The 26,467-nt window shown below is 69.8% G+C and carries 30 protein-coding genes and 1 other RNA gene; 5 read left to right on the top strand and 26 right to left on the bottom strand.

Annotated features, from left to right (window positions below; translation table 11 throughout):
- Positions 1-11: 11 nt before the first annotated feature.
- The 5 genes from ACAZ03_RS14470 to ACAZ03_RS14490 form a co-directional block, all read right to left on the bottom strand.
- Entirely contained in the window at positions 12-1,007 is a 996-nt protein-coding gene (locus tag ACAZ03_RS14470; RefSeq protein WP_373354683.1) for a BMP family protein, read from the bottom strand.
- 179 nt (positions 1,008-1,186) lie between these two features.
- Positions 1,187-1,597 carry a GNAT family N-acetyltransferase gene (locus ACAZ03_RS14475; protein ID WP_373354685.1) on the bottom strand — a complete coding sequence of 137 codons (411 nt, stop codon included), beginning with the start codon at positions 1,595-1,597 and terminating at the stop codon, positions 1,187-1,189.
- Positions 1,598-1,606: 9 nt separating this feature from the next.
- Positions 1,607-2,164: a tRNA (adenosine(37)-N6)-threonylcarbamoyltransferase complex dimerization subunit type 1 TsaB gene (gene tsaB / locus ACAZ03_RS14480; protein ID WP_373354687.1), complete on the bottom strand. Its 558-nt coding sequence runs from the start codon at positions 2,162-2,164 to the stop codon at positions 1,607-1,609.
- Entirely contained in the window at positions 2,164-2,616 is a 453-nt protein-coding gene (locus ACAZ03_RS14485) for a GFA family protein (RefSeq protein ID WP_373354688.1), read from the bottom strand. The genes tsaB and ACAZ03_RS14485 overlap by 1 nt, the downstream gene beginning before the upstream one ends.
- Positions 2,606-3,169 (bottom strand): NifU family protein, encoded by a 564-nt coding sequence (locus tag ACAZ03_RS14490; RefSeq protein WP_373354689.1) that lies wholly within the window; start codon positions 3,167-3,169, stop codon positions 2,606-2,608. Before ACAZ03_RS14490 ends, ACAZ03_RS14485 begins: the two co-directional genes overlap by 11 nt.
- 183 nt (positions 3,170-3,352) lie before the next feature.
- On the opposite strand from ACAZ03_RS14490, the gene ACAZ03_RS14495 reads away from it, so the two are divergent.
- On the top strand, positions 3,353-3,697 hold the full coding sequence (locus ACAZ03_RS14495; RefSeq protein ID WP_373354691.1) for a VOC family protein: 345 nt from the start codon (positions 3,353-3,355) through the stop codon (positions 3,695-3,697).
- On the opposite strand, the gene ACAZ03_RS14500 is transcribed toward ACAZ03_RS14495, so the two are convergent.
- The 3 genes from ACAZ03_RS14500 to ACAZ03_RS14510 form a co-directional block, all read right to left on the bottom strand.
- On the bottom strand, positions 3,680-4,060 hold the full coding sequence (locus ACAZ03_RS14500) for a VOC family protein (RefSeq protein WP_373354693.1): 381 nt from the start codon (positions 4,058-4,060) through the stop codon (positions 3,680-3,682). The genes ACAZ03_RS14495 and ACAZ03_RS14500 overlap by 18 nt on opposite strands.
- Positions 4,057-4,512 (bottom strand): universal stress protein, encoded by a 456-nt coding sequence (locus ACAZ03_RS14505; protein ID WP_373354695.1) that lies wholly within the window; start codon positions 4,510-4,512, stop codon positions 4,057-4,059. Before ACAZ03_RS14505 ends, ACAZ03_RS14500 begins: the two co-directional genes overlap by 4 nt.
- 113 nt (positions 4,513-4,625) lie before the next feature.
- Complete coding sequence (locus ACAZ03_RS14510; protein ID WP_373354697.1) at positions 4,626-5,480, bottom strand: LysR family transcriptional regulator; 855 nt, start codon at positions 5,478-5,480, stop codon at positions 4,626-4,628.
- A gap of 120 nt (positions 5,481-5,600) precedes the next feature.
- Here ACAZ03_RS14510 and ACAZ03_RS14515 point away from each other — a divergent pair, with 120 nt between their 5' ends.
- On the top strand, positions 5,601-5,810 hold the full coding sequence (locus tag ACAZ03_RS14515; protein ID WP_373354699.1) for a DUF1127 domain-containing protein: 210 nt from the start codon (positions 5,601-5,603) through the stop codon (positions 5,808-5,810).
- Between the two features lie 234 nt (positions 5,811-6,044).
- Complete coding sequence (locus ACAZ03_RS14520; RefSeq protein ID WP_373357088.1) at positions 6,045-6,710, top strand: Bax inhibitor-1 family protein; 666 nt, start codon at positions 6,045-6,047, stop codon at positions 6,708-6,710.
- 356 nt (positions 6,711-7,066) lie between these two features.
- On the opposite strand, the gene ACAZ03_RS14525 is transcribed toward ACAZ03_RS14520, so the two are convergent.
- The 8 genes from ACAZ03_RS14525 to ACAZ03_RS14560 all read right to left on the bottom strand — a co-directional run bounded on the left by ACAZ03_RS14525 (position 7,067) and on the right by ACAZ03_RS14560 (position 12,379).
- Positions 7,067-7,582: a GNAT family N-acetyltransferase gene (locus ACAZ03_RS14525; RefSeq protein WP_373354701.1), complete on the bottom strand. Its 516-nt coding sequence runs from the start codon at positions 7,580-7,582 to the stop codon at positions 7,067-7,069.
- A 133-nt stretch (positions 7,583-7,715) separates the two neighbouring features.
- Entirely contained in the window at positions 7,716-7,883 is a 168-nt protein-coding gene (gene rpmG / locus ACAZ03_RS14530) for a 50S ribosomal protein L33 (RefSeq protein WP_373354703.1), read from the bottom strand.
- A 150-nt stretch (positions 7,884-8,033) separates the two neighbouring features.
- Positions 8,034-8,411, bottom strand: an RNA gene (rnpB, locus tag ACAZ03_RS14535) — RNase P RNA component class A.
- Between the two features lie 12 nt (positions 8,412-8,423).
- Entirely contained in the window at positions 8,424-9,143 is a 720-nt protein-coding gene (locus ACAZ03_RS14540) for an N-acetylmuramoyl-L-alanine amidase (protein WP_373354705.1), read from the bottom strand.
- Positions 9,101-9,883 carry a hypothetical protein gene (locus tag ACAZ03_RS14545; RefSeq protein WP_373354706.1) on the bottom strand — a complete coding sequence of 261 codons (783 nt, stop codon included), beginning with the start codon at positions 9,881-9,883 and terminating at the stop codon, positions 9,101-9,103. Before ACAZ03_RS14545 ends, ACAZ03_RS14540 begins: the two co-directional genes overlap by 43 nt.
- Before the next feature lie 34 nt (positions 9,884-9,917).
- The gene (gatA, locus tag ACAZ03_RS14550; protein ID WP_373354708.1) at positions 9,918-11,399 is read right to left on the bottom strand and encodes an Asp-tRNA(Asn)/Glu-tRNA(Gln) amidotransferase subunit GatA; all 1,482 of its coding nucleotides are present in this window, start codon (positions 11,397-11,399) and stop codon (positions 9,918-9,920) included.
- Positions 11,396-11,683, bottom strand: a complete 288-nt coding sequence (gatC, locus tag ACAZ03_RS14555) for an Asp-tRNA(Asn)/Glu-tRNA(Gln) amidotransferase subunit GatC (RefSeq protein WP_373354710.1) — start codon at positions 11,681-11,683, stop codon at positions 11,396-11,398. The genes gatA and gatC overlap by 4 nt, the downstream gene beginning before the upstream one ends.
- A gap of 30 nt (positions 11,684-11,713) precedes the next feature.
- Positions 11,714-12,379: a ceramidase domain-containing protein gene (locus tag ACAZ03_RS14560; RefSeq protein ID WP_373354712.1), complete on the bottom strand. Its 666-nt coding sequence runs from the start codon at positions 12,377-12,379 to the stop codon at positions 11,714-11,716.
- Positions 12,380-12,449: 70 nt separating this feature from the next.
- On the opposite strand from ACAZ03_RS14560, the gene ACAZ03_RS14565 reads away from it, so the two are divergent.
- Entirely contained in the window at positions 12,450-13,142 is a 693-nt protein-coding gene (locus ACAZ03_RS14565; RefSeq protein WP_373354713.1) for a metal-dependent hydrolase, read from the top strand.
- 194 nt (positions 13,143-13,336) lie between these two features.
- On the opposite strand, the gene dacB is transcribed toward ACAZ03_RS14565, so the two are convergent.
- The 6 genes from dacB to ACAZ03_RS14595 all read right to left on the bottom strand — a co-directional run bounded on the left by dacB (position 13,337) and on the right by ACAZ03_RS14595 (position 20,702).
- Positions 13,337-14,911 carry a D-alanyl-D-alanine carboxypeptidase/D-alanyl-D-alanine-endopeptidase gene (gene dacB, locus ACAZ03_RS14570; protein WP_373354714.1) on the bottom strand — a complete coding sequence of 525 codons (1,575 nt, stop codon included), beginning with the start codon at positions 14,909-14,911 and terminating at the stop codon, positions 13,337-13,339.
- Positions 14,912-15,049: 138 nt separating this feature from the next.
- The gene (locus ACAZ03_RS14575) at positions 15,050-15,676 is read right to left on the bottom strand and encodes a nicotinate-nucleotide adenylyltransferase (RefSeq protein ID WP_373354715.1); all 627 of its coding nucleotides are present in this window, start codon (positions 15,674-15,676) and stop codon (positions 15,050-15,052) included.
- A gap of 390 nt (positions 15,677-16,066) precedes the next feature.
- Positions 16,067-17,674: a glycoside hydrolase family 43 protein gene (locus ACAZ03_RS14580; RefSeq protein ID WP_373354717.1), complete on the bottom strand. Its 1,608-nt coding sequence runs from the start codon at positions 17,672-17,674 to the stop codon at positions 16,067-16,069.
- A gap of 144 nt (positions 17,675-17,818) precedes the next feature.
- Positions 17,819-18,391: a GNAT family N-acetyltransferase gene (locus ACAZ03_RS14585; protein WP_373354719.1), complete on the bottom strand. Its 573-nt coding sequence runs from the start codon at positions 18,389-18,391 to the stop codon at positions 17,819-17,821.
- 4 nt (positions 18,392-18,395) lie between these two features.
- The gene (gene mgrA, locus ACAZ03_RS14590) at positions 18,396-19,427 is read right to left on the bottom strand and encodes an L-glyceraldehyde 3-phosphate reductase (RefSeq protein ID WP_373354721.1); all 1,032 of its coding nucleotides are present in this window, start codon (positions 19,425-19,427) and stop codon (positions 18,396-18,398) included.
- Between the two features lie 123 nt (positions 19,428-19,550).
- Positions 19,551-20,702 (bottom strand): cobalamin-independent methionine synthase II family protein, encoded by a 1,152-nt coding sequence (locus ACAZ03_RS14595; protein WP_373354723.1) that lies wholly within the window; start codon positions 20,700-20,702, stop codon positions 19,551-19,553.
- Positions 20,703-20,810: 108 nt separating this feature from the next.
- On the opposite strand from ACAZ03_RS14595, the gene ACAZ03_RS14600 reads away from it, so the two are divergent.
- The gene (locus ACAZ03_RS14600; protein ID WP_373354724.1) at positions 20,811-22,043 is read left to right on the top strand and encodes a mandelate racemase/muconate lactonizing enzyme family protein; all 1,233 of its coding nucleotides are present in this window, start codon (positions 20,811-20,813) and stop codon (positions 22,041-22,043) included.
- Positions 22,044-22,230: 187 nt separating this feature from the next.
- On the opposite strand, the gene ACAZ03_RS14605 is transcribed toward ACAZ03_RS14600, so the two are convergent.
- From ACAZ03_RS14605 to ACAZ03_RS14620, 4 genes are all read right to left on the bottom strand, one after another.
- Complete coding sequence (locus ACAZ03_RS14605) at positions 22,231-23,022, bottom strand: ATP-binding cassette domain-containing protein (protein WP_373354726.1); 792 nt, start codon at positions 23,020-23,022, stop codon at positions 22,231-22,233.
- An 11-nt stretch (positions 23,023-23,033) separates the two neighbouring features.
- Positions 23,034-24,029: an ABC transporter permease subunit gene (locus ACAZ03_RS14610; RefSeq protein ID WP_373354728.1), complete on the bottom strand. Its 996-nt coding sequence runs from the start codon at positions 24,027-24,029 to the stop codon at positions 23,034-23,036.
- 65 nt (positions 24,030-24,094) lie between these two features.
- Entirely contained in the window at positions 24,095-25,573 is a 1,479-nt protein-coding gene (locus ACAZ03_RS14615) for an L-fuculokinase (protein ID WP_373354729.1), read from the bottom strand.
- A 4-nt stretch (positions 25,574-25,577) separates the two neighbouring features.
- Complete coding sequence (locus ACAZ03_RS14620) at positions 25,578-26,462, bottom strand: class II fructose-bisphosphate aldolase (RefSeq protein WP_373354731.1); 885 nt, start codon at positions 26,460-26,462, stop codon at positions 25,578-25,580.
- Positions 26,463-26,467: the final 5 nt, after the last annotated feature.

Genomic DNA, 26,467 nt, shown 5'->3' on the forward strand with positions numbered 1-26,467 from the left:
TGCCGGTCAGATCAGAACTGGATCGCCGGGCAGGTCTCGTCCGAGGTGTAGTCGTGCACCATGATCTCGCCCGAGGCGATGCCGGCGGCGGCTTCGTCGACCGCGGCCTTCATCTCGTCGGTGATCAGGCTCTCGTTGTTCTCGTCGAGCGCATAGCCGACGCCGCCGTTGTCGGCGCCCATGATGACGAGGCCGGTCTCGACCTCCGGGCCCGCCATGAAGGCGTCATAGACGGCATTGTCGACGCGCTTGAGCATCGAGGTCAGCACCTGGCCCGGGTGCAGGTAGTTCTGGTTGCTGTCGACGCCGATGCTGAGGATGTCCTCGTCAGCGGCGGTCTGCAGCACGCCCACGCCGGAGCCGCCGGCGGCGGCATAGACGACATCGGCGCCCTGGCTGATCTGCGCGAGGGTCAGCTCGGAGCCCTTGCCCGGGTCGTTCCAGGCGTCGGGCGTGGTGCCGACGAAGTTGGCGACGACAGTGGCATCGGGGTTGGTGTCGAGCACGCCCTGGGCATAGCCGCAGCCGAACTTGCGGATGGTCGGGATGTCCATGCCGCCGACGAAGCCGACGGTATCGGATTCGGAGGCCATCGCGGCGAGAACGCCGACGAAGTAGGAGCCGACATGCTCATCGAAGATCACCGAGCGGACGTTCGGCTGGTCGACGACGGCGTCGATCACGACGAAGGTCGTGTCGGGATAGTCGGGCGCCACCTGGTTGAGGGCGGTCTCGAACGAGAAGCCGGCCATGACGATCGGGTTGTTGCCCGCCTCGGCAAAGCGGCGGAGCGCCTGCTCGCGCTGCGCGTCGTTCTGCAGCTCGACCTCGTTGAACGCTTCGCCGGTTTCCTCGGCCCACATGGTGGCGCCATTGAAGGCGGATTCGTTGAAGGATTTGTCGAATTTGCCGCCGAGGTCGTAGATGATGGCCGGATCGGCGAGGGCGGCGCCGGTGGACAGGGCCAGCGCGGCGCAGGCGCCGAAGAGTTTCGTCATGTGGGTCATTGAAAATCTCCCAGGTCGTTTTTTGCGGCCACCTCCGACCCTCGGAGGCACGCCTTATGGAGAGCCGGCGCGGGGCGCCGGTTCATCGCCCGATAAGGCAACGGGGGGCTGGGGCGGTCAACTGCTTTTTGGGAGTGGCGCGGCAGGACGCCGCGGGACAGGCCCGGAGCGGGCCCCAATCAAAGAGGCTTGATGAGGATAAGGGCAGAAACGGCACCGCCGGGCCTCGGATAATAGGCGGGCCGCCGCCCGGCCCGGGTGTAGCCGGCCCCGCCGTAGAGCGCGCGCGCCGGCGCATTGTCCTCCGCCACCTCGAGGAAGGCGCTGGCCGCGCCGCGGGCGCGGGCCTCTTCCTCGAAACCTTGGAGGAGCGCCGCGGCATGGCCCTGCCGGCGGTGATCGGGATGGGTCGCGAGCATCAGAACTTCCGCCTCGCCGGCGATGGCCCGGCCGAGGAGGAAGGCGGTGCCGGCCTCGCCGAGGACGAAGGCGCCGGGGCTCGCCAGCATCTCGCCGATCTCGGCAGCCGACCACGGCCGCTCGGGGCCGGCGGAGGCATGGTGGATGGCGGCGATCTCGTCGGGGGTCATGACCCCGGATTAGGGCAGCATCGGCGGCGGCGCCAGCTTCGGCGGCGCGGCATCGGGGGCGCGGATGTAGAGCGGCACGGGTCGGGGCGCGGCGGCGCCCTCCGCCAGGCGGGCGGCGGCGATGCGGGCGATGGCGGCGATGGCGGCCTCGGGGGAGGCGGGGCCGGCGGCCCCGGGCGGGACCTCCGCCTCCGGCACCAGCATTGCCGCGCCGCCTGCGGGCCGGAGGTAAGCCATGCCGCGCGGCGCCGGCAGCGCCACGTCGCCCTCCCCCGCCGCCGCGAAGAGATCGACCCCGATGGCGGGGATGCCGAGCCCGATCGCGAGGCCCCTTGCGGCAGAGACGGAGAGGCGGATGCCGGTGAAATTCCCCGGGCCGATGCCGACGCCGATGGCGGTGAGGTCGCCCCAGACGAGCCCGGCCTCGGCCAGAAGCTCTTCCAGAAGCCCCATCAGCCGCTCGGCCTGCCCCCGCGCCATGGGCTCAACGCGGGTGGTGAGCGCCCCGCCGGCAAGGAGCGCGGCGGAGAGCTGGGGGCCGGAGGTGTCGAAGGCGAGGACGGTCATCAGCCGCAGGTCTGCAAGCTGGCCCGCCCGCTGGCGGCATGGCGGGGCGCGTCGTCCTCGATATGCAGCCAGGGGAGGCCGGATTCCACATGGGTTTGGAGCTGCGGCGGAAGCTCCGCCGCCTGGTCGATGACGCCGAGCGGCACGTGGACCTGCCCGGGCAGGTAATCGAAGGTGGCGGCGAGCGGCGAGCCGCAGCCCGCGCAGAACCAGCGCCGGCCCCCGGGCGCCGCCGAGACGGCCCGCCCGGCCGGCGACCAATGCGCTTGCCCTTCCGGGAAGGCCGCAAAGGCCGCGACCGGCGCGCCGGTCGCCCGGCGGCAGTCGCTGCAATGGCAGTAGGAGAGGCGCTCCGGCCAGGATGCGGCGGCGAGCCGGCTCTGGCCGCAATAGCAGCGCCCCGTGATGGCCGGGCTCTTGCTGGCCGAATCCGTGGCCGGATCAGACGGCAACCGGCCGCACCTCGGTCACCTCGGGGATGTAGTGGCGCAGGAGGTTCTCGATGCCCATCTTCAGCGTCAGCGTCGAGGAGGGGCAGCCGGCGCAGGCGCCCTGCATGTGCAGGTAGACGACGCCCCGCTCGAAGCCGTGGAAGGTGATGTCGCCGCCGTCCTGCGCCACCGCCGGGCGGACGCGCGTGTCGAGCAGCTCCTTGATCTGGCCGACGATCTCGCCATCCTCGCCGTCATGCGCGGCATGGCCGTCGGAGGGGGCGCCGGCGCCCTCGATCAGGGGCGCGCCGGACTGGAAGTGATCCATCACCGCGCCGAGGATGCCGGGCTTGATGTGATCCCATTCCGTGGCTTCGCTCTTGGTGACGGTCACGAAATCGTTGCCGAAGAAGACGCCGGTCACCCCGCCGATGCCGAAGATGGCCCGGGCGAGCGGCGAGACCTCCGCCGCTTCGGCGCTGGCGAAATCCGCGGTGCCGCTGTCCATAACCGACTGGCCGGGCAGGAATTTCAGCGTCGCAGGATTCGGCGTCGATTCGGTCTGGATGAACATGTCGGCTTCCCTTCGTTCGGACAGGTCCGATATGCGCCCCCACCCCGGTCCGGTCAAGGGATCTGGAATGATTCTAAGCGGGCGGGGTTTCCCTATGGTAAGGTTTCATTCACCGGCCTCCGGGAAAGTTTTGGGGAACCGCTCGGCGCCGTGAGGCGTTCTGCACGTGGGGGAGGATCATCCTTGGACAGCTCGGACGTTTTTGCCCATCTCTCGATCGCCCGGCTCGATCAGGCCGAGGCGTGGTACACCGCGCTCATCGGCCGCGCGCCCGACGCCCGGCCGAAATACAACCTCATGGAATGGCACGAGCACGAGGGGCGCTTTCAGCTCCGCGAGGATCGCGACCACGCCGGCTCCGGCACGATCACGCTCAAGGTCGATGACCTCGCGGCGGAGCGGGCGCGCATCGTCGAGGCCGGCATCCGCGCCGGCAAGCTCGAGAATTCCTCCGGCCGGCGGCATCTGCGGCTCGTCGACCCGTCCGGCAATCTCGTCGTGCTCGAGGCCTCAGCGGCGCTCGAGTAGGTCCCACAGATTGCCGAAGGCATCGCGGAAGACGGCGACGCGGCCGTAGGGCTCGTCGCGCGGCTCTTCCATGAAGGCGACGCCGGCGGCCTGCATCCGGGCATGATCGCCGACAAAATCCTCCGTCTCGAGGAAGAGGAACACCCGGCCCCCGGTCTGCGCGCCGATGGCGGCCTCCTGCGCCGGGCCCTTGGCCTTGGCGAGAAGCAGCCCCGTCTCGCCGCCCTTCGGCCGCACGACGACCCAGCGCTTGCCCTCCTGGGGCTGATCCTCGATCAGCTCGAAGCCGAGATCGCCGGTATAATGCGCGATGGCCGCGTCGTAATCCGGCACCACCAGGGTGACGAGGCCGATGCGGCTCACGTGATCGATTCCAGCCGTTCCTTGGACAGGTCGCCCGGCACGATGGTCAGCGGCACCGGCAGCGAGCCGGAGGCGCGGGTGAGCTGCGTGATGAGCGGCCCCGGGCCCTTCTTGTCCGCCGCCGCGCCGAGCACGACGACGCCGATGTTCCCGTCCTCGGTGATATGGGCGAGGAGCTCCTGCAGGATCTCGCCCTCGCGGATCACCAGCTCGGGCTCGATGCCCTGCTTGTCGCGCATCCACTTGGCATAGACCTCGAAATGCACCTCGATCCGCTCGCGCGCCTCGGCCCGCATGATCTCGCCCACGCCCACCCAATGGGCGAATTCCTCGGGCGGGATGATGGAGAGGATCGTCACGCCGCCGCCGGTATGCGCCGCACGCATCGCGGCAAAGCGCATGGCGTTGAGGCACTCGCGGCTGTCGTCGAGAATGACCAGAAACTTGCGCATGTGCTCCCCCTGCCCCGGCCTTGCGGCCCCCGAAAACCGGCCCCTGAACCGGCGGGCCATCATCGCAAGCCCCCAGGGCCCTGTCCATGCCCGCGACGCATGTCGCCGCGGGGTCAGCCCGCCAGATAGGCCTGGCGCAGCATCTCCGCCAGCGCGCGGACGGGCGGGCCGCCGCCCTGGTCGGAGGCATACATGTTGACCTTGACGGGCCAGAGCTCCGGCAGCGCGCCGCCATGCTGGATGCGCTCGAAATGCCGGGGCTCGGTGCCCTCGATCATCGTGTGCACGGCGAGGTCGGCGCTGACCGTCGCCTCGATCGTGCGCGAGGAATTGCTGCTCACTGCCATCTCCCATTCGATGCCCGCGGCATCGAGCCGCTCCTGCACGCCGAGGCGGAAGATGCACTCCTGCTCATAGGCGAGCCGGAGCGGCCGGCGCTTCCAGGCCTCGCCGGCCGGGGCGCCGAGCCAGGTCAGCGGCCGCTCGACAAGGGTCTCGCCGCCCTCGCGCAGGTCGCTTTCGGTGGTCAGGATCACATCGGCCTCGCCGCGCGCATACTGGCTGACCAGCCGCCGGGTGAAGGACGATAGGAGCTGCACCCGCACCCGCGGGAAATCGGCCGCGAATCTCTGCAGGACGAGCGGGATGGCGGGATAGACGACGTCATGCGGCACGCCGAGCACCACCTCGCCCTCGTATTCCTGCGCCGTCAGCCGCGCATAGATCTCGTCGTTGAGCCTGAGCATCCGGCGGGCGTAGGAGAGGAGCTGCTCTCCGGCGGCGGTCAGCGCCACGCCGCGGCCGGCCCGCTCGAAGAGCGACAGGGCGAGCGACTCCTCCAGCCGCTTGAGCTGCATCGAGACCGCCGATTGCGTGAGGTTGAGAAAGCCCGCCGCCCGCGTGACGCCGCCGGTTTCCGCCACCGCGACGAAGCTGCGGAGCGCCACCATGTCGATATTCCTGGGCATATCACCGCTCCTGATGAGTCAGATGCTGAGCATTCGTTTTTCTTCTGCCACCCGACGCTCCATATATCAAGCATCGAAATATGAACCGCGTTAACCATCAAGAAGACCATGGAGTCCGCCATGCCCTCCCTCCTGCATTCCCTCAGCCCCCTGGCGCTCCGCCTGCCGGGCGCCTTTTCCCTCGCCTCGATGCACGGCGCCTGGCTGCAACGCCGGGCGCTCTCGAAGCTCGACGGGGCCCGTCTCAGCGACCTCGGCATCACCGAGCGCGAGGCCGCCCGCGAGGCCTCCCGCCCCTTCTGGGACGTGCCGGCCGGCTGGCGGCGCTGACGCCGCGCGCCCCATCAAAGCCATCTGACGAAAGCGTCAGGCCACAAAGGGCGCGATTGCGCGCGAAAGGCTTGAAACGAAGGCCCCGCTTCCTCATATCATGCGCAAAGCTTCGCCGATCATGTGGCGGGGCACGGGAAGCATGAGAAGGAGGTCTCGATGGCTCAACCGAGATACGCACGCCCCGTCACGGGCGTCCGCACCGCGGAGATCGACGAGGGTCTCCGCGCCCACATGAACAAGGTCTACGGCACCATGTCGATCGGCATGCTGCTGACCTTCGCCGTCGCCTGGGCGGTCGGCTCCTCGCCGGAGCTGCTCTCGATCTTCCGCGACCCGGCGACGATGCAGCCGAACATCCTCGGCTGGGTGATCATGTTTGCGCCGCTGATCATGGTCTTCGCCTTCTCCGCCGCGATCAACCGGCTCTCCGCCGCCGGCGCGCAGACGTTCTTCTACGCCTTCGCCGCCGTGATGGGCCTCAGCCTCTCCTGGATCTTCCAGGTGTTCACCGGCTTCTCGATCGCCCAGGTCTTCCTGGTCACCGCGATCTCCTTCGCCGGCCTGTCGCTCTGGGGCTACACCACGAAGCGGGACATCTCGGGCTGGGGGTCGTTCCTGATCATGGGCGTGATCGGCCTGGTCGTCGCCTCGATCATCAACATCTTCCTCGGCTCGCCGGCGATCATGTTCGCCATCTCGGTGCTGGGTGTGCTGATCTTCGCGGGGCTGACCGCCTATGACACGCAGAACATCAAGAACACCTATCTCGCCCATGCGACGCATGGCGACAGCGAGTGGCTGGGCAAGGCCGCCATCATGGGCGCGCTGAACCTCTACCTCGACTTCATCAACCTCTTCATGTTCCTGCTGCAGTTCCTCGGCGCCTCGCGCGAGTGAGCTGACGGGAGAGAGACTTCGGAAGGGCCGGCGGCAACGCCGGCCCTTTTCGTTTGGCGAGGAGCCGCGAGCCTGCTCGTCAGGGCGGGCCGAGCAAAGACCGACGGCGCCGCGCAGGGCGAGCGCCGGCCCGGGCGGTGGCGCTCCTGACCGCGCCGCATTGCGTTTTATGGTGCAACCCCGCCCCCGCTCACCGGCTGGGCCCTGACCCAACCGGAGCGCCAGCCCGCGGGACGGGCCGGCGCTCGCCCTGCGCCTGCGGCGCGTTACCCGGGCGGGGGCTCCGCACAACCGCCGGGCCATGGTGGGTTACAAACCCACCCTACCTCGCGGCACGGCCGGGCGTAGGCCGGGCTTCAGCCCGGCAACCCTCCCGGCCCCACCCGCACCCCCAAGGCCCGCCGCATCGTCCTGCAGGGCAGCGCCAGCGCCGGTCCGAGCCGCACCTGCGTCTCCCCCGTCACTGCGAACCCCAGGCGCTCGTAGAACCCCACCGCGTTCAACGTCGCGGTCGCCTGCATCTCCACCGCCCCCGCCTCACCCGCCGCGCTAAGGCTCTCGGCCATCAGCGCCCGGCCGATGCCCTGCCCAGCCGCGCCGGCATCCACCGCCAGATGGCGGACATCGGCGCCCCCCGCGCCGCGGAGGCTCCAGCCGCCGGCGCCGAGGATGCGGCCCTCGGCCTCCGCCACATAGTAGCGGCCAGAGGCCAGAAGCGCCGGCTGGGCGCGGGAGATGAAGGGAATCGCGAGGATGAGGAGCGACGGCGGATAGGCGCCCTGCATCTGGGCGCTCCAGGCGCGGGACATCATCGCGTCGATGCCGGCGATATCGGCAGGCATGGCGGGGCGTATCGTGACGGGCGCGCGCATCCCGCCGATGTGGGCTCACGCGCCCTCCCCCGCAAGCCCGCCCCCGCCGGCCTGCGCGCACGAAAAAGGCCGCGCCCGAAGGCACGGCCTCACTGTCCCCGAAAGGGCCCCCCGTTTTCCGGGGGCGGAAGGCTTACTTGATCTTGCCTTCCTTGTATTCGACGTGCTTGCGCGCGACCGGATCGTACTTCCGCACGCTCATCTTGTCGGTCATCGTCTTGGCGTTCTTCTTCGTCACGTAGAAGTGCCCGGTATCCGCCGTCGAGTTGAGGCGGACCTTGATGGTTGCCGGTTTGGCCATGTCACGCTCCTAAGCTGTGGCGGCAGCACCGTCGTGGGCGGCCCCTAGCTGAAATCCGTTGAAGCCCGCCTTTTACGCGCGCGAGGGGCCCTGTCAAGGCCGGGAGGGCATCGGGCCGCCGTCGAAAGGCGACTCGCAGGCGGGGCAAAGGCGCGCGGAGGGCCTGTAAGCCGGATTCTGTGCCGGGCCCCGACGGATCGGACCCCGGTAGCGGCCATTCATCTGCTGGCGACGGGTCACCCCGCCGCTCATGCTGCCAACCCGGACCGCTCGGGATCAGACGTCCCTACCTTTCGGCGCGCGGCCCCTATTCGGCATTGCTCCCGGTGGGGCTTGCCATGCGGGCGCTGTTGCCAGCCCCCCGGTGGGCTCTTGCCCCACCGTTTCACCCTTGCCGGAACGACATCCCGGCGGTCTGTTCTCTGTGGCGCTATCCCTCGGGTTGCCCCGGCCGGGCGTTACCCGGCACCGTTGCCTGATGGAGTCCGGACTTTCCTCGAGTTGCCCCGCGGCCGCCCGGCCCTCCGCGCATCGCGGGCTCTAGGGCTGCCGCCGCGGGGCGTCAACGGGAAAGCGCCGGGCCAGATCCACCGCCGCCCCGGCCTCGTCATTGCCCGGCGGCCCCTCGCGGCCGGGGAAGAACCGGCTGCGGAAGGCGGCGAGCCGCGCCTGCGGCGACAACGTCGGGTCGTAGCCGAAGACGACGAGCGAGCCGTGCAGCGCCCCCACCGGCGCCGTTGCCCCGTGCGTCGGCCAGACGGAGAGCTCCTGCAGCGCCAGCCGCCGCCAGTCGAATCGGGGGCCGGGGTCGCTCTTGCGGCCCGGCGCCATGTCGGAATGGCCGATGACGTTGGAGGGCAGGATCCTGTAGCGCGTCATGAGATCGGCGAGCAGCCGCTCCAGCGCCAGCATCTGCGGCGCGGCGAAGGGGGCGCGGCCGTCGTTGACCAGCTCGATGCCGATCGAATGGGAATTCACGTCGCGCACCAGCCCCCAGCGGCCGCTGCCCGCGTGCCAGGCGCGCATCCCCTCGTCGACAAGCTGCAGCACCTCGCCCTCCGGGGCGATGACGTAATGGGCCGAGACCTCGGCGGCCGGGTCGCAGAGCCGCTCCAGCGTCTCGGCAAGGTCGAGGACGGTGTAGTGGATCACCACCATATGAATGCGGCTGCCGGGGCGGCGCACGCCCGCATTGGGCGAGGGATAGGCGGTGGCGTTCAGCCCCGTCCCACGGCGGCCAGGAACGGCGCCGGGTCCCATCCGCAGGCGAAGCCGTCGCCATCGGGGTCGATGCCGCGCGGATCGCGGTTCGGCCCGCCCCGGGCGAGGAAGTCGCGTTGCGCCTCGTCGGGGGAATTGTAGCTCGAGCAATTGCGCTCGAACTGGCCCGGGATCTGGATGATCGAGCGGGAATACCATTCCTGCCCGCGCCGGTTCGGCGCCGAAAGCGCGTATTCCACCACGTTCGGCCCCGCCTCCTGCCGCGTCGGCAGGGCGGTCGGCTGGACGACCTGATATTGCGCGGCGTTCTCGGCGAGCCGGGCGGCGTCCGATTCGATGGTCTCGCGGCTGGCGACGGCGTCGAAATTCTGCTCGTCCGAGATGCCGGGATGGCTGATCGAGGGCGCGGCATTGCCGGGGCTCGCCTCCACCCCGGCGCGCACCTGATCGTTGTTCAGGTAGCTGGGCGTGGTGGTCGCGAGCGGCGCGGCCGGCGTGATCGCCGACAAAGGCGCGCCCGTGCCGCCGGAGGCGCCGATGCCCGCCGCGGCGAGGTCGTTCGTGCTGATGCCGTCGCCGGAGGGCAGCGCCGTCGTGCCTGTCGGCGTCGCCCAGATGGCGGCCGGGTCGGTGACGGGCGCAGTGCCCGCGGCCTCCGCCTCGGCCCGCTGCATCTCGTACTGCGAATAGTCCGACGACCATTCGCCGGCCGGCCTGTCGGAACAGGCGCCGAGCAGGAGCGGGAGCCCTGCCAGCAGATACAGCGAATGCACGTTCATCTTCACCCTCAACACAAGCGATTGGGGGCGGTGATTACCACCACTTCGCAGGCTTTGCCACAAATCCCGCCTCACGCTCCAGTGCGTAGGCGGTATTCAGCAACGCCCCCTCTTCCCAGGGCTTGCCGATGAGCTGCAGCCCCAGCGGCAGCCCCTGCCGGTCGGTCCCGGCGGGCACGGATATGCCCGGCAGGCCCGCGAGGTTCACCGTCACCGTGAAGACGTCGTTGAGATACATCTGCACCGGATCGGCCTCGGCCATCTCGCCGAGCCCGAAGGCGGCCGAGGGGGTGGCCGGCGTCAGGATTGCATCGACGCCATCGGCGAAGACCTGTTCGAAGTCGCGCTTGATGAGCGTGCGGACCTTGCGGGCGCGGTTGTAATAGGCGTCGTAGAAGCCGGCGGAGAGCACATAGGTGCCGATCATCACCCGCCGCTGCACCTCGTCGCCGAAGCCCTCGGCGCGGGTCCTCTCGTACATCTCGGTGATGCCGTCGCCCTGCCCGATCCGCGCCCGGCGCCCGTAGCGGACGCCATCGTAGCGGGCGAGGTTCGACGAGGCCTCGGCCGGGGCGATCACGTAATAGGCCGGCAGAGCGTATTTCGTGTGCGGCAGCGAGATATCGCGGAGCGTCGCGCCCGCCGCCTCCATCATCGCCCGCCCCTCGGCCCAGATCGCCTCGATCTCTTCGGGCATGCCGTCCATGTGGTATTCGCGCGGGATGCCGATGACCTTGCCGCGGATGTCGCCGTCGAGCATCGCCTCAAAATCCGGCACGTCCAGCTCGGCGGAGGTCGAATCCTTCGCGTCATGCCCGGCCATGGCCTGGAGCATGATGGCGCAGTCGCGCACGTCGCGCGCCATGGGCCCCGCCTGATCGAGCGAGGAGGCGAAGGCGATGATCCCCCAGCGCGAGACGCGGCCATAGGTCGGCTTCAGCCCGGTGATGCCGGTGAAGGCGGCCGGCTGGCGGATCGAGCCGCCGGTATCGGTGCCGAGCGCGCCGAGGCAGAGATCGGCCGAGACTGCTGCCGCCGAGCCGCCGGAAGAGCCGCCGGGCGTCAGCTTCGCCTCGTCATTGCCGCGCCGCCAGGGGTTCACCGCATCGCCGTAGGTGGAGGTCTCGGTCGAGCTCCCCATGGCGAATTCGTCCATGTTGAGCTTGCCGAGCATGACGGCACCCTCGGCGAAGAGCTTTTCGGTCACGGTACTCTCGTATTCGGGCCGGAAGCCCTCGAGGATCTTCGAGGCCGCCTGGCTCGGCACGCCGCGCGTGCAGAAGAGATCCTTCACACCGACGGGAATCCCGCACAGATCCGGCGCATCGCCGGATCTCAGCCGCTGGTCGGCGCGGGCCGCCTGCTCGCGGGCGATCTCTGGCGTCTTGTGCACGAAGGCGCCGAGCGCATCGGCGCCCTCGACGCGGGCGATGTAATCCTCGGCGAGTTCGACCGCCGTGACCTCGCCCCGGCGGAGCGCATCGCGGGCGGCGGCGATGGTACGGTATTCGGTCATTCCACCACCTTCGGCACGGCAAAGAAGCCCTCGCGGGCATCGGGCGCATTGGCGAGCACGGCCTGCGGCTGGTTGCCGTCGGTCACCACATCCTCGCGGCGCTTCAGCCGCATGGGCGTGACGGAGACCATGGGCTCCACGCCCTCCACATCCACCTCGTTGAGCTGCTCGATGAAGCCGAGAATGGCGGAGAATTCCTCCGCCAGCGCCGGCAGACGCTCCGGCGCGACCTGGATGCGGGCGAGCTTGGCGACGCGCGCCGCCGTACCTTCGTCGATGGCCATGGATGAGCCTCCTTCAGAACGAGCGCGGGTTTAGCCCGAGGCCCCTGCCGCCGCAAGGCGCCGCCCCTTCCAGCCGAGCCAGACATGGATCATCCAGCCGAGCATCACCCCGTTGAGGAGGTGCCAGAAGACATGCGTGCCGAAGGGCCAGACGTAGCAGAGCGTCATGTCGAGCGACCGCAGGGTGATGGACAGCGTCAGGATCCCCGCCCCGATGGCCATGCCCTCTGCCGTCGCCCGGTCCCGCCGCCAGAGCCCGGCGGCATAGACGAAGAGCAGGATCGGCACCGTCCAGTAGAAATCCGAGATGCGGAAGAACGGCAGCGCGTTCAGGAGCGGCACCATCAGCGCCGCATAGGGCGCGAAGCCCAGTGTCGAGAGCCCCGCCGCCCAGCGCGGCAGGCCGACGAAATGCCGGTGCACGAAATAGAGATAGACGAGGATGAAGATTCCGATCGGCGTCGAATCCGCCGTCGACGCCCACTGCGTGGCGAAGGTGTGGAACAGGAACGACCCCACCCCGATCACGAAGAGAATGGCGCAGAGAAGCGCCGAGGGCCTGTGGCGCCGCGCGCGGGGCCACAGGATCAGCGCCGCCGCGATGAAGGCGAGGTTGCTGATGGCATTCAACGGCTCCGCCCAGAAGCCCGGCCCGAGCCGTTCGCAATAGATGTCGATCTGCTCCGACCAGTTCACGTCACGTCCCCCGCTTTCCCCCGGCCGCCATCGGCCTATCCTGAGACAGGGCTAGCAGGAGGACAGGCTCATGAACATCATCTGGCTCGGACACGGGGCGTTTCGGATCGAGATCGCCGGCGAGGTGCTGCTGATCGACCCCTGGCTGACGGCCAACCCGAAATTCCCCGACGCGAGGCGGGCGGAGGCGCTGGCCGGGGTCACGCAGATCCTCCTCACCCATGGCCATGGCGATCACGCCTCGGAGGTGGAGGAGGTGTCGAAGGAGACCGGCGCACCGATCCATGCCATCCACGAGCTGGCGAGCTGGCTCGCCGCCCGGGGCGCGGCGGCGAAGGGCTTCGGCTGCGGCGGCACGGTGACCTTCGGCGAGGTCGCAGTGACCATGGTCCCCGCCAGCCATTCCTCCAGCATCGACTGGCTGGACGGCGGCCCCTTTCCGGCCGGCGATCCGGTGGGCTTCATCATCAAGGGGGAAGGCCATGTCATATACGCCTCGGGCGACACCGGCCTGATGGCCGACATGGGCTGGATCGGCGCCTATCACAAGCCGGACATCGGCATCCTCTCCTGCGGCGGCCATTACACGATGGACATGGCCCAGGCCGCCTGGGCGGCGGAAACATGGTTCGACTTCCGCCACATCATCCCCGGCCATTACGCGACGATGCCGGTCTTCGCGCAAGACGCCCATGCGCTCGCCGCCGCCCTCCCCGGCGTGACGGTCCACGAGCCGCAGGTGATGGAGCCGGTGACCATCTAGGCCCGCCTCCCCCATCTTTGCTCCCGGGGCATCCTCGGGGGGAGTCGCCAAAGGCGACGGGGGGCAGACAGCCCCCCAAAAACCCGGCCCGCCACAGGGACCCCGCACCGCATCGGCGCCCCCCGGGGATCGCCGGGCGGGCGGGCGATTGCCGCAGGCGAGGCCGCCGCCCGGCCACCCCTGCCCGCCCGGCCTCAGCCGTGGTCGAGCTCGGCCAGCGCCGCGCGTTCGGCCGGGGTGGCCGAGAAGCTCCGCCCCCAGAGCCGCAGTGCGCCTTCCTGCAGGCCCCGCGAGCGGGCCAGCCAGTCGCGGGCGCCGGGGGGCGTCTCCTCCTCCGAGCCGGCCGTCTCCGCCCGCCGCTCGTGACTGGCGGTGAGCGTCGCGAAGCTGAGGTCCGCCGCGCCGATGGTGCGCGCATAGCCCGCCAGCGCCGAGACGAAGTTCAGCGTGCCGGTCTTCGCCTGCACCACGGCCGGCGGCGGATCCATGAGATTGCCCTGCGCATCGAGCATCAGATGCGTCTTCAGAAGCGGGCGGAGGCTCTCGCGCGCCGCCGGATGCGCCAGGACCGCCGTCAGCGACAGGGCGCTGACCCGGCTCTCGTCGGAGAGGCCGGAATGATCGGCGAAGGCGACCCTTTCGCCGAACCGCTGCCGGACCCAGAGGTTCATCATCGCGGCCGAGACCTTCAGCGTCGCGGGCTCGAGGCTCCGCGCGGCCGAGGCGGCAAGGCCCAGCACCTCCGCCGTGAGGTTCGTCGAGTAATAGAGCATGTCGCGGGCGATCTCGGCGAGCTCGGCGCTCTCCAGCCGCGCCAGCTCCAGCGCCGTCTCGGGCTCCGCCGCCGCCCGCTCCGGCGCCGGCAGAACGATGCCCTGATAGGCGCAGATGGCCTGGAAGACTTCGCCGGCGTAGATCCAGGGATGGCGGATCGGCAGCCAGCGCGAGCCGCCGGTGCCCAGCGCGCCCCGCGCCACCGTCCACTCCTCCGAGGCCTCGCCCTCGGCATAGGTATAGACCGGCACCGAGCGGTCGATGACCTCCATGCCGATCGCGGGGACATCCGGCGAATAGCGGGCGGCGCGCGCCTGCATCGTCACGTCGTACTCCGAGCCGGCCCGCGCCCATTCGAAATGGACGCGGTTGTAATTGACGTTGAGCCCGCCGACGGCCGGGTTGTAGCTGACGTGCACCGGCTGGCTCGGCTCGATCTGGGGGAAGGTGGCGAGCGCCCCGTCCCAGACGAGAAACCGCCCCTCGACCCGCCGGATCCCCGCGGCGACGAGCTCGTCCACCAGCGCACCCAGCCCGTCGGTGTCGAGCCCCGGATCGCCGCCGCCGGCGAGGATCAGATCGCCGGTCAGCGTGTCGCCCGCCAGCGCCCCCGTCGCCAGCACGCGGGTGGCGAAGCGGTGGGCGGGCCCGAGCGTGTCGAGCGCATAGAGCGTGGTGACGGTCTTGGTGACCGAGGCGGGCGGCACCTCGACATCGCCCTGATACTGCCCCCGGACCTCGCCGGTCGCGGTATCGCGGAGCGCGATGGAGACATCGCCGCCGAGCCGGGCATTCCGCACGAGATCGTCGAGGCTCGGCCGGGGCACGGGCCGCTTGCCGGGCGCGAAGGGCTGCGGCGGGGCCGGGGGCGTCGCGGCGCTGCCGGGGCGAGCCTGGGGGCGGAGCGCGGTAAGGGGCGAATCGGCCAGGGCGAGGCCGCCAGCACTGGCGGCGGCGCCCGACAGGAAGGCGCGGCGGGTCAAACTCGGTCGCATCGGCGCGACATTACCCGATTCGGATGCGGCGGCAACGCACGACGATGTCAGGGGCGGACGGCCCGCCAAATGGCGATGGGAGGGGCCGGCGCGCGCCCGCCGGAGGGCTGCCGGCAGGCTGGGCAAGGGGCGGGCTTCTCAGCCCTGCAACGCCCGGCGCGCCCGGATGGCCGAGGAGCTCTCGGGGCTCATCGGCAGGTTGATGAAACACCAGGCCGGCGCCTCCGCCCGCCCGAGCCGCCGCGCCTCCGCAGCCGGGATCCGGGCGCTCCGGTAGACCCGCGCGGCGACGGAGAGCCGCGCCGAGATGCGCTGCCCCGGCCGCGCCAGAATGCCGACGGGCACCCGCTCCATGATCTCCCGCCAGTCCTGCCAGAGATGGAATTGCGCGAGGTTGTCCGCCCCCATCAGCCAGACGAATCGCGCCTCGGGATAGAGATGCTGCAGCTTTGCCAGCGTCTGCGCCGTGTAGCGCGTGCCGAGCCGCACCTCGATATCGGAGACGGTGACCTTCGGATGGTCCATCACCTGCCGCCCCCGCGCGATCCGCTCCGCCATCGGCGCGGGGCCGCGGGTCTTCAGCGGATTGCCGGGCGAGACGAGCCACCAGACGGCATCGAGCGAGAAACGCGTCAGCGCCGCCCGGGTGATGTTGGCATGGCCCTCATGCGCCGGGTCGAAGGACCCGCCCAGAAGGCCGATGACCTCGCCCGGCCGGGCATGGGGATATGCGTGACGCGCTCTCATCGGCGCGAGCAGGGCCATGAAGCGGGGCCGCTTGTCAAATGCTCATGGGGGGCGGGGGGCCGGCGGGGGCAGGGTTCGGTAGCTGGGAGCGAGCCGCAGGGCAGGCTTTCAGCGCACCTTTGGCGATCCGCTCGAGCGGTGCCCCGCCCGGTACGCGCCGCAGGCGCAGGGCGAGCGCCGGCCCGTCCCGCGGGCTGGCGCTCTGGTGGGGCTGGGCATGAGCTCAGGGCGGGGGATCGGCTGCGCCATAAAGCGCAATGCGGCACCGGCGGGAGCGCCATCCCCCGGGCCGGCGCTCGCCCTGCGCGGCTCCGTTGCGCCTCGGGAAGAGCGGGACGGTGGGTTGGAAATCCACCTTGCGAAAGCGGCCCCCCGCTCAAGGGAGCCGCACGAACATCGCCACCTCCCTCAGCCCGCTTCCCCCGGCACGTAGTCGAACCGCGAGAACACCGCCTCGGCCGCGCCGCCGGAGGTGTCCATCGCCACCATGCCCACGAAGGCGCCGGTGAAGGAGCCGTGCTCGCCCCGCCCGCCCTCGTCGGAGATGACGGCAGCGTTGAGCTCCGGCCCGAAGGCCTGCCACGCGCCGTCTCCCTGCCGCCACCAGAAGCGCTGGAGGGCGTGATCGACCGTCACCTTCAGCTCCACCGGGCCGGCGCCGACCGGCACCGGATCGGCCGGCCATTCGAGCTGCGCATCCGGCCAGTTGCCGGGGCAGGACATGAGCACCAGTGCGCGGCCGATCCCCGGCTCGTGGCTCACCAGCGCCGCGTGGAACTTGTGGCGGTTGTAATAGGTGATCAGACCGGCGGCCTGCTGGTAGCTCTCCGGCGCGTTCTCGACCGAGGTCTCCGCCGCATAGGTGAAATCCTCCTGCCGCCGGGCGACGAGCGCCTGCTCGAACCAGGAGCCGATGCTCTCGCGGCCGGTCAGCGTCAGCCCCTCTGCGTCGAGCCGGAAGAGCCGGTCCGGCTCCGGCGACCGCAGCCACTGGAAGTCCATCGGCAGCGGCCCCGGGCCGAAGACATGCCGCACCGCCTCGCGCGGGGCGGGCGCCACGTCCATCGGGCCGGGAAGCTCCACGCGCGGGACGAGCCCGCCCTCCTTCAGCCAGAGCCAGTCATCCTGCCAGACGACCTCCTCCAGCCCGGTCTCGCGGCCGAGCGGGCAATAGCGGCCCGTACCGTCCGGCCCGGCAATCGGCCGGCCCATCAGGAAGGAATGGTAGTGCCCGCCCCAATGCGTCTCGACATACTGGCCATGGCCCGTCCGCTGGATCGGGCCATCCGTGCCCTTGGTGGAGATGACATGCTTGGCCGGGTGATCCTCATAGGGCCCCCAGATGTCGCGGGAGCGGCTGAGCGTCACCGCATGGTCATAGCCCGTGCCGCCCTCGGCCGTCGTCAGGTAGTAATAGCCGTTCCGCTTGAAGAGATGCGGCGCCTCCGTCAGCCCCCGATCCGTGCCCTTGTAGATATTCTTCACCGGCCCGAAGAGCCCGCGCTCCGGCGACCATTCCTGCAGGAGGATCCCGTCGAAGCTGGCATGGGCCGGGTTGCCGCCGGTGCCGGGGCCCCGGTGGTTCCACACCATGTTGACGAACCACTTCCGGCCGTCGTCGTCATGGAAGAGCGAGGGGTCGAAGCCGGAGGAATTGACGTACCACGGGTCAGTCCACTCGCCATCGATGGTCTCGCAGGTGGTGATGTAGTTGTGGGCATCCTTGAAGGCGCCGTCGAGCCGCTTCACATCGGTGTAGACGAGCCAGAATTTGCCCTCGGCATGACTCAGACAGGGCGCCCAGATGCCGCAGGAATCCGGGTTGCCGCGCATGTCGAGCAGCGCCGCGCGGTTCAGCGGCCGCGCCACGAGCTCCCAGTTTGTGAGATCCCGCGAATGGTAGATCTGGACGCCCGGATACCATTCGAAGGTGGAGACGGCGAGGTAGTAATCCTCGCCGACGCGCAGGAACGAGGGGTCGGCATTGAAGCCGGGCAGGACGGGATTGCGGATCATCGGCGGGTCTTTCCTCGGAATTGTCAGACAATGAGTAACGCCGGGGCGGCCCGTGCGGAAGCCCCCCGTGGGCCGGCCCCTCGGGACAGGTGGGGGCGCTGCCCCCACACCCCCGAGGTATTTCCGGCCAGATGAAAGGGCGCTTCAGGCGGGGGCGACCTCGCGGTGGACGACCCATTTGTGCTTGCCGATCTTGCGCTCGCGGTGGAATCCGAGCGCCTCGTAGAGCTCCAGCGTGCCGTTCCACAGGAACGAGCCGGAGACCTTGCGCCCCGCCACCTCCTCCGGAAAGGCCTCGACCCGGCCGCCGCCCTCCGCCGCGATGAGGTCGAGCGCCCCTGTAATCGCGGCGCGCATGACGCCGCGGTGCCGGGCGCCCTTGCGGGTGTAGTGGCAGGCGAAGCGCCAGTCCGCCGGGGTGGGGGCGGCGTCATAGCCCCTCCGGTTCTTGATGTGCGGCAGCTCTGCCTGGCGCCCGTATTGGGCCCAGCCGAGGCAGGTCTCGCCGTCGAAGACCAGCGCCGCCTTCGCCTCGCCCGCCATCACCAGCGCCCGCTTCGCCTCGCGCCGCGCCTCGAACCCGCCAACCTCGTTGCGCTGGGGGTGAAAGCCCAGGCACCAGCAGCTCCCCCAGATGCCGCCATCCGCCGCGATGAGCTCGGCATAGGGCTCCCAGGTGTCGGGGCCGAGCGGGCGGATGGCGAAGGGCTCTGGCATCGTGTCAGACGTCTTCCGACGAGCGCGCCCAGAGGTTGATCTTCTCTTCGTCGGCATATTCGTCGATCTGGCGAAGCTCCTCGGCGGTGAACTCGAGATTGCCGACGGCGCCGACGCAATCCTCGACCTGGGAGGGCTTGCTGGCCCCGATGAGCGCCGTCGTGATGCCGCCCTCGCGCAGCACCCAGGCGAGCGCCATCTGCGCGAGCGTCTGGCCGCGCGCCTCGGCGATCTCGTTGAGCTTGTTGAGGTTCGCGATTGCCCGCTCGCTCAGCATGTTGGGGTCGAGGCTCTTGCCCTGCGTCGCCCGGCTGCCCTCCGGCACGCCGCCGAGGTACTTCCGCGTCAGCATCCCCTGCGCCAGCGGCGTGAAGGCGATGGAGCCGATGCCGAGCTCGGTCAGCGTGTCCTTCAGCCCGTCGCGCTCCACCCAGCGGTTGAGCATGTTGTAGGAGGGCTGGTGGATCAGGCAGGGCGTGCCGAGATCCTTCAGGATCGCCGCCGCCTCGCGCGTGCGCTCGGAATTGTAGGACGAGATGCCGACATAGAGCGCCCGGCCGGAGCGGACGATATGGTCGAGCGCGCCCATCGTCTCTTCCAGCGGCGTCTCGGGGTCGAAGCGGTGCGAATAGAAGATGTCGACGTAATCGACGCCCAGCCGCTTGAGGCTTTGGTCGCAGGACGAGATCAGGTATTTGCGGCTGCCCCATTCGCCATAGGGGCCGTCCCACATCAGGTAGCCGGCCTTCGACGAGATGACGAGCTCGTCGCGGTAGCCCTTGAGGTCGGCTTTCAGGATCTCGCCGAAGGCCGTCTCGGCCGAACCGGGGGGCGGCCCGTAATTGTTGGCGAGGTCGAAATGGGTGATGCCGTTGTCGAAGGCCGTCCGCACGATCTCCCGCCCCGTCTCGGGCGGGAAGTCATGGCCGAAATTGTGCCAGAGCCCGAGCGAGATCGCCGGCAGCTTGAGGCCCGAATTGCCGCAGCGGCGATAGACCATCCGCTCGTAGCGGTCTTCGGCGGGGGTATAGCTCATCGGGGCCTCCTTCGGTTGCGGCGCCAGTTAGAGCCGCTGCCGGGCGCGAGGTCCAGAGCATTGTCAGACAATCTTGGATCGGCGGGCGGAAAGGGGGCGGAGGCCCGCCCCCTTCCGGCCGGATCAGGCTGCCGCCTTGCCGAAGTACTTCTCCGAGGCGATGCGGGCGCCCTCGGCCATGGCCTTCAGCTTGGCATAGGGCAGCGCCAGATCGACATCGCCCATGCCGGCATGGACGGAGAAGCCGCAGTCGACCCCGGCGATGACATTCTCGCGGCCCACCTTGTCGGCGTAATGGCCGATGCGCTGCGCCACGAGTTCGGGATGCTCGATATAGGTCGATTGCGGCTCGATGACGCCGGGCACGATCACCTTGCCCTCGGGCAGCTTCACGTCGTCGAAGAGCGCCCATTCATGGGCGTGCCGCGGGTTGGCCGCCTCGATCAGCACCGCATGGGGCTTGGCCTTCCAGACGATGTCGATGATGTCCTGCAGCGGCACGTCGCAATGGTGCGGCCCCGGGTAGTTGCCCCAGCAGAGGTGCATCCTGAGCTGCTCGGCCGGGATATTGCGCACCGCGTGGTTCAGCGCCGCGATATGGATCTCGGAGACCTTGCGGAAGTCTTCGAGGCTGTCGTTCCGGTAATGCACATGCCGGCCCATGGCGAGGTCGGGGCAGTCGAGCTGCACCAGCGCGCCCGCGGCGGCGATGGTCTCGTACTCGTGCCGCATGCCCTCGGCGATGGCGAAGACATATTCCTCATGGTCCTTGTAATACTCGTTCTTGAAGAAGAGCGAGATGACCCCCGGCGAGGCGGCGGAGGTGAAGATGCCATGAGCGCCCTCGGCCTTGGCGGCGGCGGTCAGCCGCTCCATGTCGCGACCGGCGGCGTCGAAATCCTTGACCGAGATCGGCCCGTTGCAGCCCGGCGTCCGCCGGTGCTTGCGGCCGGGATCGTCGGCGATGCGCGCCTTGATCTTGGGGAAATCCTCGATATCGGCGAAGGGGTAGCTCTGCCCCGTGCCGCCGAAGCCGTTGAGGCGGTCCTTCACATAGGTCGCGTAGCTCGGCTTCGACATCTCGCCGTCATTGACGGAATCGACCCCGGCGGCGACCTGCTTGGCGACAGAGTCGTTGACGGCGGCGAGGATGCGCTCTTCGAGAAGAGCCTTGTCCACCTCGCCGTCCTGCGCCGCGAAGATCACCTCCAGAAGCTCGTCGGGCCGCGGCAGCGAGCCGGTATGGGTGGTCAGAAAACGATCGGTGCTGCGCATGGGGTCTCCTCCTCTGGCCTGGGCGGAGGGACAGAACCACGGAGGGCGGGCGATTGCAAACGCCTGCGCGGGGCCGATAGGCTCCGGGGCGAAAGCCCGGAGGACCTCATGAAGCTCGCCGACCTCGACGTCATCGTCACCGCGCCCCCGGCCCCCGGCTGGGGCGGGCGCTACTGGATCCTCGTGAAGGTCACGACCGATGACGGCATCACCGGCTGGGGCGAGGTCTATGCCGCCGCCGTCGGGCCGGCGGCGATGACGGCGGTGATCCGCGACGTCTTCGAGCGGCACATGGAGGGCGAGAGCCCCGAGAACATCGAGCTGATGTTCCGCCGCGCCTACTCCGCCGGCTTCACGCAGCGCCCCGACCCGACGGTGATCGGCGCCTTCTCGGGGCTGGAGATCGCCTGCTGGGACATTCTCGGCAAGGCGCGCGGGCGGCCGGTCCATGCGCTGATCGGCGGCAAGGTGCAGGAGCGCATCCGCGCCTATTCCTACCTCTACCCGAGCGCACCGCATCACGTGCTGCCCGGCTTCTGGGTGAACCCGGATCAGGCCGCCGAGAGCGCCCTGGCGCTGGTCGAGCGCGGCTATACGGCTGTGAAGTTCGACCCGGCGGGGCCCTACACGATCCGCGGCGGGCATATGCCGGCGCTCAGAGACCTCTCCCGCTCCGCCGCCTTCTGCAAGGCGATCCGCGAGGCGGTGGGCACCCGAGCCGACCTGCTCTTCGGCACGCATGGCCAGTTCTCGACCGGCGGCGCTCTGCGCATGGCCGCCGCCATCGCGCCTTATGACCCCCTGTGGTTCGAGGAGCCGGTGCCCCCCGATCAGCTCGCCGCCCTCGCCCGGGTCTCGGCCCGCTCGCCGGTGCCGGTGGCCGTCGGCGAGCGGCTGGCGACGCGGGCGGAATTCGCGCCGGCGCTCCGCGACGGCGGGGTCTCCATCGTGCAGCCGGCGCTCGGCCGTTGCGGCGGGCTCTGGGAGGCGCGGAAGATCGCCGTGCTGGCGGAGGCCTATGGCGCCGAGGTCGCCCCGCATCTCTATTGCGGCCCGGTGGAATGGGCGGCGAGCCTGCAGCTCTGCGCCGCGATCCCCAACCTCCTGATGGCCGAGACCATCGAGACCGACTTCCACGCCGGCCTCATCAAGGGCGCGATCACGGTGGAAGACGGCTATGTGCGCGTCCCCGACGCGCCCGGGCTCGGCATCGAGGTCGACGAGGCCCTCGCCCGCGCGCACCCCTACGAGGGCAAGGCGCTGCATCTCGAGATGTCGCAGGCGCCGGTCAGCTACCGGGAGGAGAACGTCTTCTCCGGCGGGGCGCCGCGGGAGGAGTGACAGACCGGTCTGTCTGCCCTGTTGGAGAGCGTGTCAGGGGGCGCGGCGGGCAAGACGTTGCCCGGTCCGCGCCCGTTCAATGGCCACCGTTCTCCGAGCCAGATAGCGAGATCGAGGGACGGCATCCCCGGGCAGATCAAGATCGGCGGGGCGCGGGCTCATTGAGGCAACCAGGTTTCCCAGGACCCTAGGCAATCCCCTCGACCGTGGCTCCAACTCGAGCCCCGGCAGACCCCTTCGCCGGAGACTTCCCGAGGATGATCATCTCCAGCAGGTCGTCCTCCGTCACATCGGCGGTGCGGACGGTGCCGACCAGCTTGCCGTTCTTCATCACGCTCGCCCGGTCGCACAGGCGCATGACCTGATGCACGTCGTGGTCGATGAGAAAGATGCCGATTCCGCGCGACTTCAGCTCCTCGATCAGCTCGCCGACCATGCGGGTCTCCTCGACGCCGAGGGCCGCTGTCGGCTCGTCCATGATGAGGACGCGGGCGTTGAAATAGACCGCGCGGGCGATGGCGACCGACTGGCGCTGGCCACCCGACAGGTGGGCGACGGGCGCGGAGAACTTGCGGAAGTTGGGGTTGAGGCGGTTCATGATCTTGCGCGTCTCTTCCTCCATCTCCGCCCGCCGCAGCGTGCCGAAGGGGGTGCGCAGCTCCCGCCCGAGGAAGAGGTTGGCGGCGGCGTTGAGATTGTCGGCCAGCGCCAGCGTCTGGTAGATCGTCTCGATGTTGTAGCTGCGCGCGTCGCGGGGATTGGCGATCTTCGCCTCTTCCCCGTCGACCCGGATCGTGCCTTCGTCCTTGTGCAGGGCGCCGGCGAGGATCTTCATCAGGCAGGACTTGCCGGCGCCGTTATGGCCGAGCACCCCGACAACCTCGCCGGGGTAGAGATCGACCGACACGCCGCGGACCGCATGGATGCCGCCGAAGGACAGCGAGATATCCTGCATCTCGACGAGGGGGGATCGGGTCATGGCGCGTCTCCTCAGCGGCTGCTGCGGAAGCGGTCGAGTGTCACCGCTCCGATGATGATCAGGCCCTTGGTGATGAACTGCCAGACGTCGGACACGCCCACGAGGATCAAGCCGTTCGTCAGCACGGCAATGATCAGCGCCCCCACGACGGTGCCCCAGACCGATCCGGCCCCGCCGAGCAGCGATGCCCCGCCGAGGATCACGGCCGCGACGGCATCGAGCTCGTACATCAGGCCGAGTTGCTGGCCATTCGCGGCGTAGAGCCGGGCAGAGGCCATGACCCCGCCGAGACCGGCGAGTAGGCCCGAGATGCCGTAGACGATCACCAGCATCAGCCCGACCTTGATCCCGGCGAGCCGCGCCGCCTCGGGATTGCCGCCGATCGCGTAGACGTAAAGGCCGAACACCGTGCGTCGCAGGATAAACCAGGACGCCAGCACGACGCCCAGCGCGATCACCACCAGCCAGGGGATGCCGAAGATATGCCCGTTGCCCACGACCGCGTAGGGCAGGTCGGAGTTGAACACGCTGCGGTCCTCGCCCATCAGCCGGGCGATGCCCCGGATGGCGGTCAGCCCGCCCAGCGTCACGATGAAGGGCGGCAGGTGCAGCCCGGCGATCATCGCGCCGTTCAGCAGCCCCAGACCGGCGCCGACGGCCAGCGCGGCGGGAATCGCCAGCATCGCGAGATTGGGGTCGAGCGAGACGATCAGCCCGGCCATCGCCGCCGCGGCAAGGATCGAGCCGACCGACAGGTCGATGCCAGCCGTCAGGATGACGAAAGTCATGCCGCAGGCCAGAACGAGGTTCACCGAGGCCTGTTGCAGGATGACGATGGCATTCTGCAGCGACGCGAAGCGGCCGTTGGCGATGGAGAAGGCGATGCAGAGCGCCACCAGCACCGGCAGCATCCCGGCAGCGGCCAGACTCGTGCGCAGGCGCAGTCCCGGCGAGGGGCGATCGTCCGCTGTCTGCGGCGGGGCCGAAGGGCCGGCATCGGTCGGCATGGTGTCTCCTCCTCATTTTGTGGCCGGGGCCACCCGTAACCGGGCAGATCCGCCCGGTCGTCCTCTCAGGGCGTCACGAAGGCGCGCAGGTTGTCCGCCAGCGGGGCATAGGCCGCGCGCAGATCCGGGTCCGGGGCGATCCGGCGGGTCTCCATGTCGGCGGTGACGGCGCGGGCGGCCTCTTCGGCGCTGTCCCAGACGCCCACGGCCAGGCCTCCCACCATGGCCGCGCCGATCCCGGCCGCCTCCGGCACGTCGCTCGCGACAAGGGTGCGGTCCAGCAGCGCGGCCTTGATCGCGGTGTAGGCGGCGTGACGCGAGCCGCCGCCGGTCAGCATCAGCTCGGCCGGGGCCTGTCCGGTCTGGGCCTCGAACCGGGCGAGGCTGATCGACAGCCACGCGGCAAGGCCCTCGTAGGTGGCGCGGATCAGCTCGGCCCCGCCGGTGCCGGCGTCGATCCCGTCCATCCGCAGCCGCGCGTCACGCCGGTTCCACGGCGAGCCGGAGCCCTGCAGATAGGGCGCGACGCGGACGCCGGACGCTCCGGGGGCCACCGCGGCGGCATCGGCATCCGCGGCGCCGCCGGCATGGGCCATCATCCAGTCGATGGCGGCTCCGGAGGTCGGGATATGGCCCGACAGCAGGAACCGCCCGGGCGCGGCATGGGGATAGCAGTCGTATTCGCCGCCGCCGGTCTCGGCGTGGCCGAGCGGCCGGTCGACGAGCGCAATCAGCGATTCCGCGGTCCCGGCGGAGTTCACGAAGGTGCCCGGCGCGATCATGCCGGAGCCGAGCCCGGCGCAGGGATGGTCGTGGCCGGCATTGACCAGCGCCACGCCCGCCCCCAGCCCCGTCGCGCGCGCGACACGCTCGGTCAGGTGCCCAGCGATGGTGCCTTGCAGCAGCAGGCGGGGCATCGCGTCCCGCTTCACCCCGGCAAGCGCGAGTTGGTCGTCCGACCAGTTGAGGCTGTGACGATCCGCCAGCCCGGTGCGGGCGGCGAGGCCGGGATGGGCGACATGCGCCCCGCCGAGCCGGTAGAGCGCGTAATCCGATACCGAGAACCAGCGTTTGGCGCGGGCCATCGCCTCGGGGCGCTCCTGCCGCCACCACATCATCCGCCAGATCGTGTAGATGTCGTCGTCCACCATGCCGGTGGTGTCGAACCAGGCCTCGGCACTGAGCCCGGTCCCTGTGCGATAGGCCGAGGTCCGGCGGTCGTACCATGTGGGGCACGGCAGGACCGGGCGGTCGTCGGCATCGAGACCGACGAAGCTCTCGCCGATGGCGGCGACCGAGATCGCGGCGACGCGCCCGGCGTCGTGGCCCTCCGCCTCCAACTGGGCGGCCGTGTCGGACAGCAGGCCGATCAGGGCCTCGTCGAGGGCGGAGAGGTCGAACTCCGTCGCCCCCGGCGCGGGCGTATGGATCACCATGCGCCTCCGCTGGACGCCCAGCACCCGTCCACCGGCCCCGACCGCCACCGCCTTGACGTTGGTCGTTCCGATGTCGATGCCGATGAGGATGGGGTCCGCGGAGCTCATGGGCTCAGCCTTGCGTCTTCTGCCAGTCAAGGAAAGCGCTCGCCTTCCCCTTGGACCCGAGGTCAGACATCTTCTCGGCGATCACCCTCTGGGCGGCGTGCTGCGCGGGGACCAGGGCGTCGATGATGGCGATGCCGTCGGAATTGGCGTCGTAGACCGCCTTCAGGCCGCGGTTGAAGGCGGTGATCATGTCCGAGAACAGGATCACCAGCGCGACGCCGGCCTGAACCGCCTCCTGCATCATCGCGGGCGGCGTGCCCGAGCCGCCGTGCAGGCAGATCGGCACGCCCGTCGCCTGGCGCAACTCGCGGATGCGGTCGATGGCCAGCGAGGGCGTCGCCTTCTCCTCGCCATGGGCGGAGCCATGGACGTTGCCGATGGCGGGCGAAAGGATCGTCGCGCCGCTCTCCTTCACCAGCCGGACGGCCTGCTCCACATTCGCGAGGTCGTCCTCGCCTTGCACGGCGCCGTGCTCCATGTGACCGATGGCGGCCTCGACCATGATGCCGAGCGGCTCGGCGACGCGGACCACCTCGCGCACGGCGGCGATGTTGTCGTCCAGCGGCTCCTCGGCGGCATCGAGCATCACGCTCGTGCAGCCGGCGCGCATCGCGTCCATCGTGTCGCCGATGGTCTCGCCATGGTCGAGCGACAGGCCGACCGGCACGCGGGACATGCCGGCAAGATGCTTGGCAATCGTCGTGAGCGTGTCGAACCGGGTGATCTGGCGGCTGTCGGGGTGGATCCGGATGACAACGGGGGAATCCTCCGCCTCCGCCGCCGCGATGGCGGCCTGAATCACCTCGAGGTTCATGCTGACGAAGGCTCCGACGGCGTAGCCGTTGTCGGAGGCATGGGTGAGCAGCTGGCGGAGCGGAACGATCGGCATGGGAA

Origin of the sequence: Pseudoroseicyclus sp. CXY001 (assembly GCF_041714655.1) — a bacterium.
In the GTDB taxonomy this organism is placed as follows: domain Bacteria; phylum Pseudomonadota; class Alphaproteobacteria; order Rhodobacterales; family Rhodobacteraceae; genus Pseudoroseicyclus_A.

Coding starts and splice junctions, on each gene's coding strand:
- ACAZ03_RS14585 (WP_373354719.1), bottom strand. CDS start 18,391: ATGCCAGAGCCCTTCGCCATCCGCCCGCTCGGCCCCGACACCTGGGAG.
- tsaB (WP_373354687.1), bottom strand. CDS start 2,164: ATGACCGTCCTCGCCTTCGACACCTCCGGCCCCCAGCTCTCCGCCGCG.
- ACAZ03_RS14600 (WP_373354724.1), top strand. CDS start 20,811: ATGAAGCTCGCCGACCTCGACGTCATCGTCACCGCGCCCCCGGCCCCC.
- dacB (WP_373354714.1), bottom strand. CDS start 14,911: ATGCGACCGAGTTTGACCCGCCGCGCCTTCCTGTCGGGCGCCGCCGCC.
- ACAZ03_RS14505 (WP_373354695.1), bottom strand. CDS start 4,512: ATGCGCAAGTTTCTGGTCATTCTCGACGACAGCCGCGAGTGCCTCAAC.
- ACAZ03_RS14515 (WP_373354699.1), top strand. CDS start 5,601: ATGCCCTCCCTCCTGCATTCCCTCAGCCCCCTGGCGCTCCGCCTGCCG.
- rpmG (WP_373354703.1), bottom strand. CDS start 7,883: ATGGCCAAACCGGCAACCATCAAGGTCCGCCTCAACTCGACGGCGGAT.
- ACAZ03_RS14595 (WP_373354723.1), bottom strand. CDS start 20,702: ATGCGCAGCACCGATCGTTTTCTGACCACCCATACCGGCTCGCTGCCG.
- ACAZ03_RS14620 (WP_373354731.1), bottom strand. CDS start 26,462: ATGCCGATCGTTCCGCTCCGCCAGCTGCTCACCCATGCCTCCGACAAC.
- ACAZ03_RS14610 (WP_373354728.1), bottom strand. CDS start 24,029: ATGCCGACCGATGCCGGCCCTTCGGCCCCGCCGCAGACAGCGGACGAT.
- ACAZ03_RS14520 (WP_373357088.1), top strand. CDS start 6,045: ATGAACAAGGTCTACGGCACCATGTCGATCGGCATGCTGCTGACCTTC.
- ACAZ03_RS14540 (WP_373354705.1), bottom strand. CDS start 9,143: ATGGGACCCGGCGCCGTTCCTGGCCGCCGTGGGACGGGGCTGAACGCC.
- ACAZ03_RS14470 (WP_373354683.1), bottom strand. CDS start 1,007: ATGACCCACATGACGAAACTCTTCGGCGCCTGCGCCGCGCTGGCCCTG.
- gatA (WP_373354708.1), bottom strand. CDS start 11,399: ATGACCGAATACCGTACCATCGCCGCCGCCCGCGATGCGCTCCGCCGG.
- ACAZ03_RS14605 (WP_373354726.1), bottom strand. CDS start 23,022: ATGACCCGATCCCCCCTCGTCGAGATGCAGGATATCTCGCTGTCCTTC.
- ACAZ03_RS14490 (WP_373354689.1), bottom strand. CDS start 3,169: ATGTTCATCCAGACCGAATCGACGCCGAATCCTGCGACGCTGAAATTC.
- ACAZ03_RS14475 (WP_373354685.1), bottom strand. CDS start 1,597: ATGACCCCCGACGAGATCGCCGCCATCCACCATGCCTCCGCCGGCCCC.
- ACAZ03_RS14525 (WP_373354701.1), bottom strand. CDS start 7,582: ATGCGCGCGCCCGTCACGATACGCCCCGCCATGCCTGCCGATATCGCC.
- mgrA (WP_373354721.1), bottom strand. CDS start 19,427: ATGAGCTATACCCCCGCCGAAGACCGCTACGAGCGGATGGTCTATCGC.
- gatC (WP_373354710.1), bottom strand. CDS start 11,683: ATGGCCATCGACGAAGGTACGGCGGCGCGCGTCGCCAAGCTCGCCCGC.
- ACAZ03_RS14565 (WP_373354713.1), top strand. CDS start 12,450: ATGAACATCATCTGGCTCGGACACGGGGCGTTTCGGATCGAGATCGCC.
- ACAZ03_RS14545 (WP_373354706.1), bottom strand. CDS start 9,883: ATGAACGTGCATTCGCTGTATCTGCTGGCAGGGCTCCCGCTCCTGCTC.
- ACAZ03_RS14580 (WP_373354717.1), bottom strand. CDS start 17,674: ATGATCCGCAATCCCGTCCTGCCCGGCTTCAATGCCGACCCCTCGTTC.
- ACAZ03_RS14615 (WP_373354729.1), bottom strand. CDS start 25,573: ATGAGCTCCGCGGACCCCATCCTCATCGGCATCGACATCGGAACGACC.
- ACAZ03_RS14510 (WP_373354697.1), bottom strand. CDS start 5,480: ATGCCCAGGAATATCGACATGGTGGCGCTCCGCAGCTTCGTCGCGGTG.
- ACAZ03_RS14575 (WP_373354715.1), bottom strand. CDS start 15,676: ATGGCCCTGCTCGCGCCGATGAGAGCGCGTCACGCATATCCCCATGCC.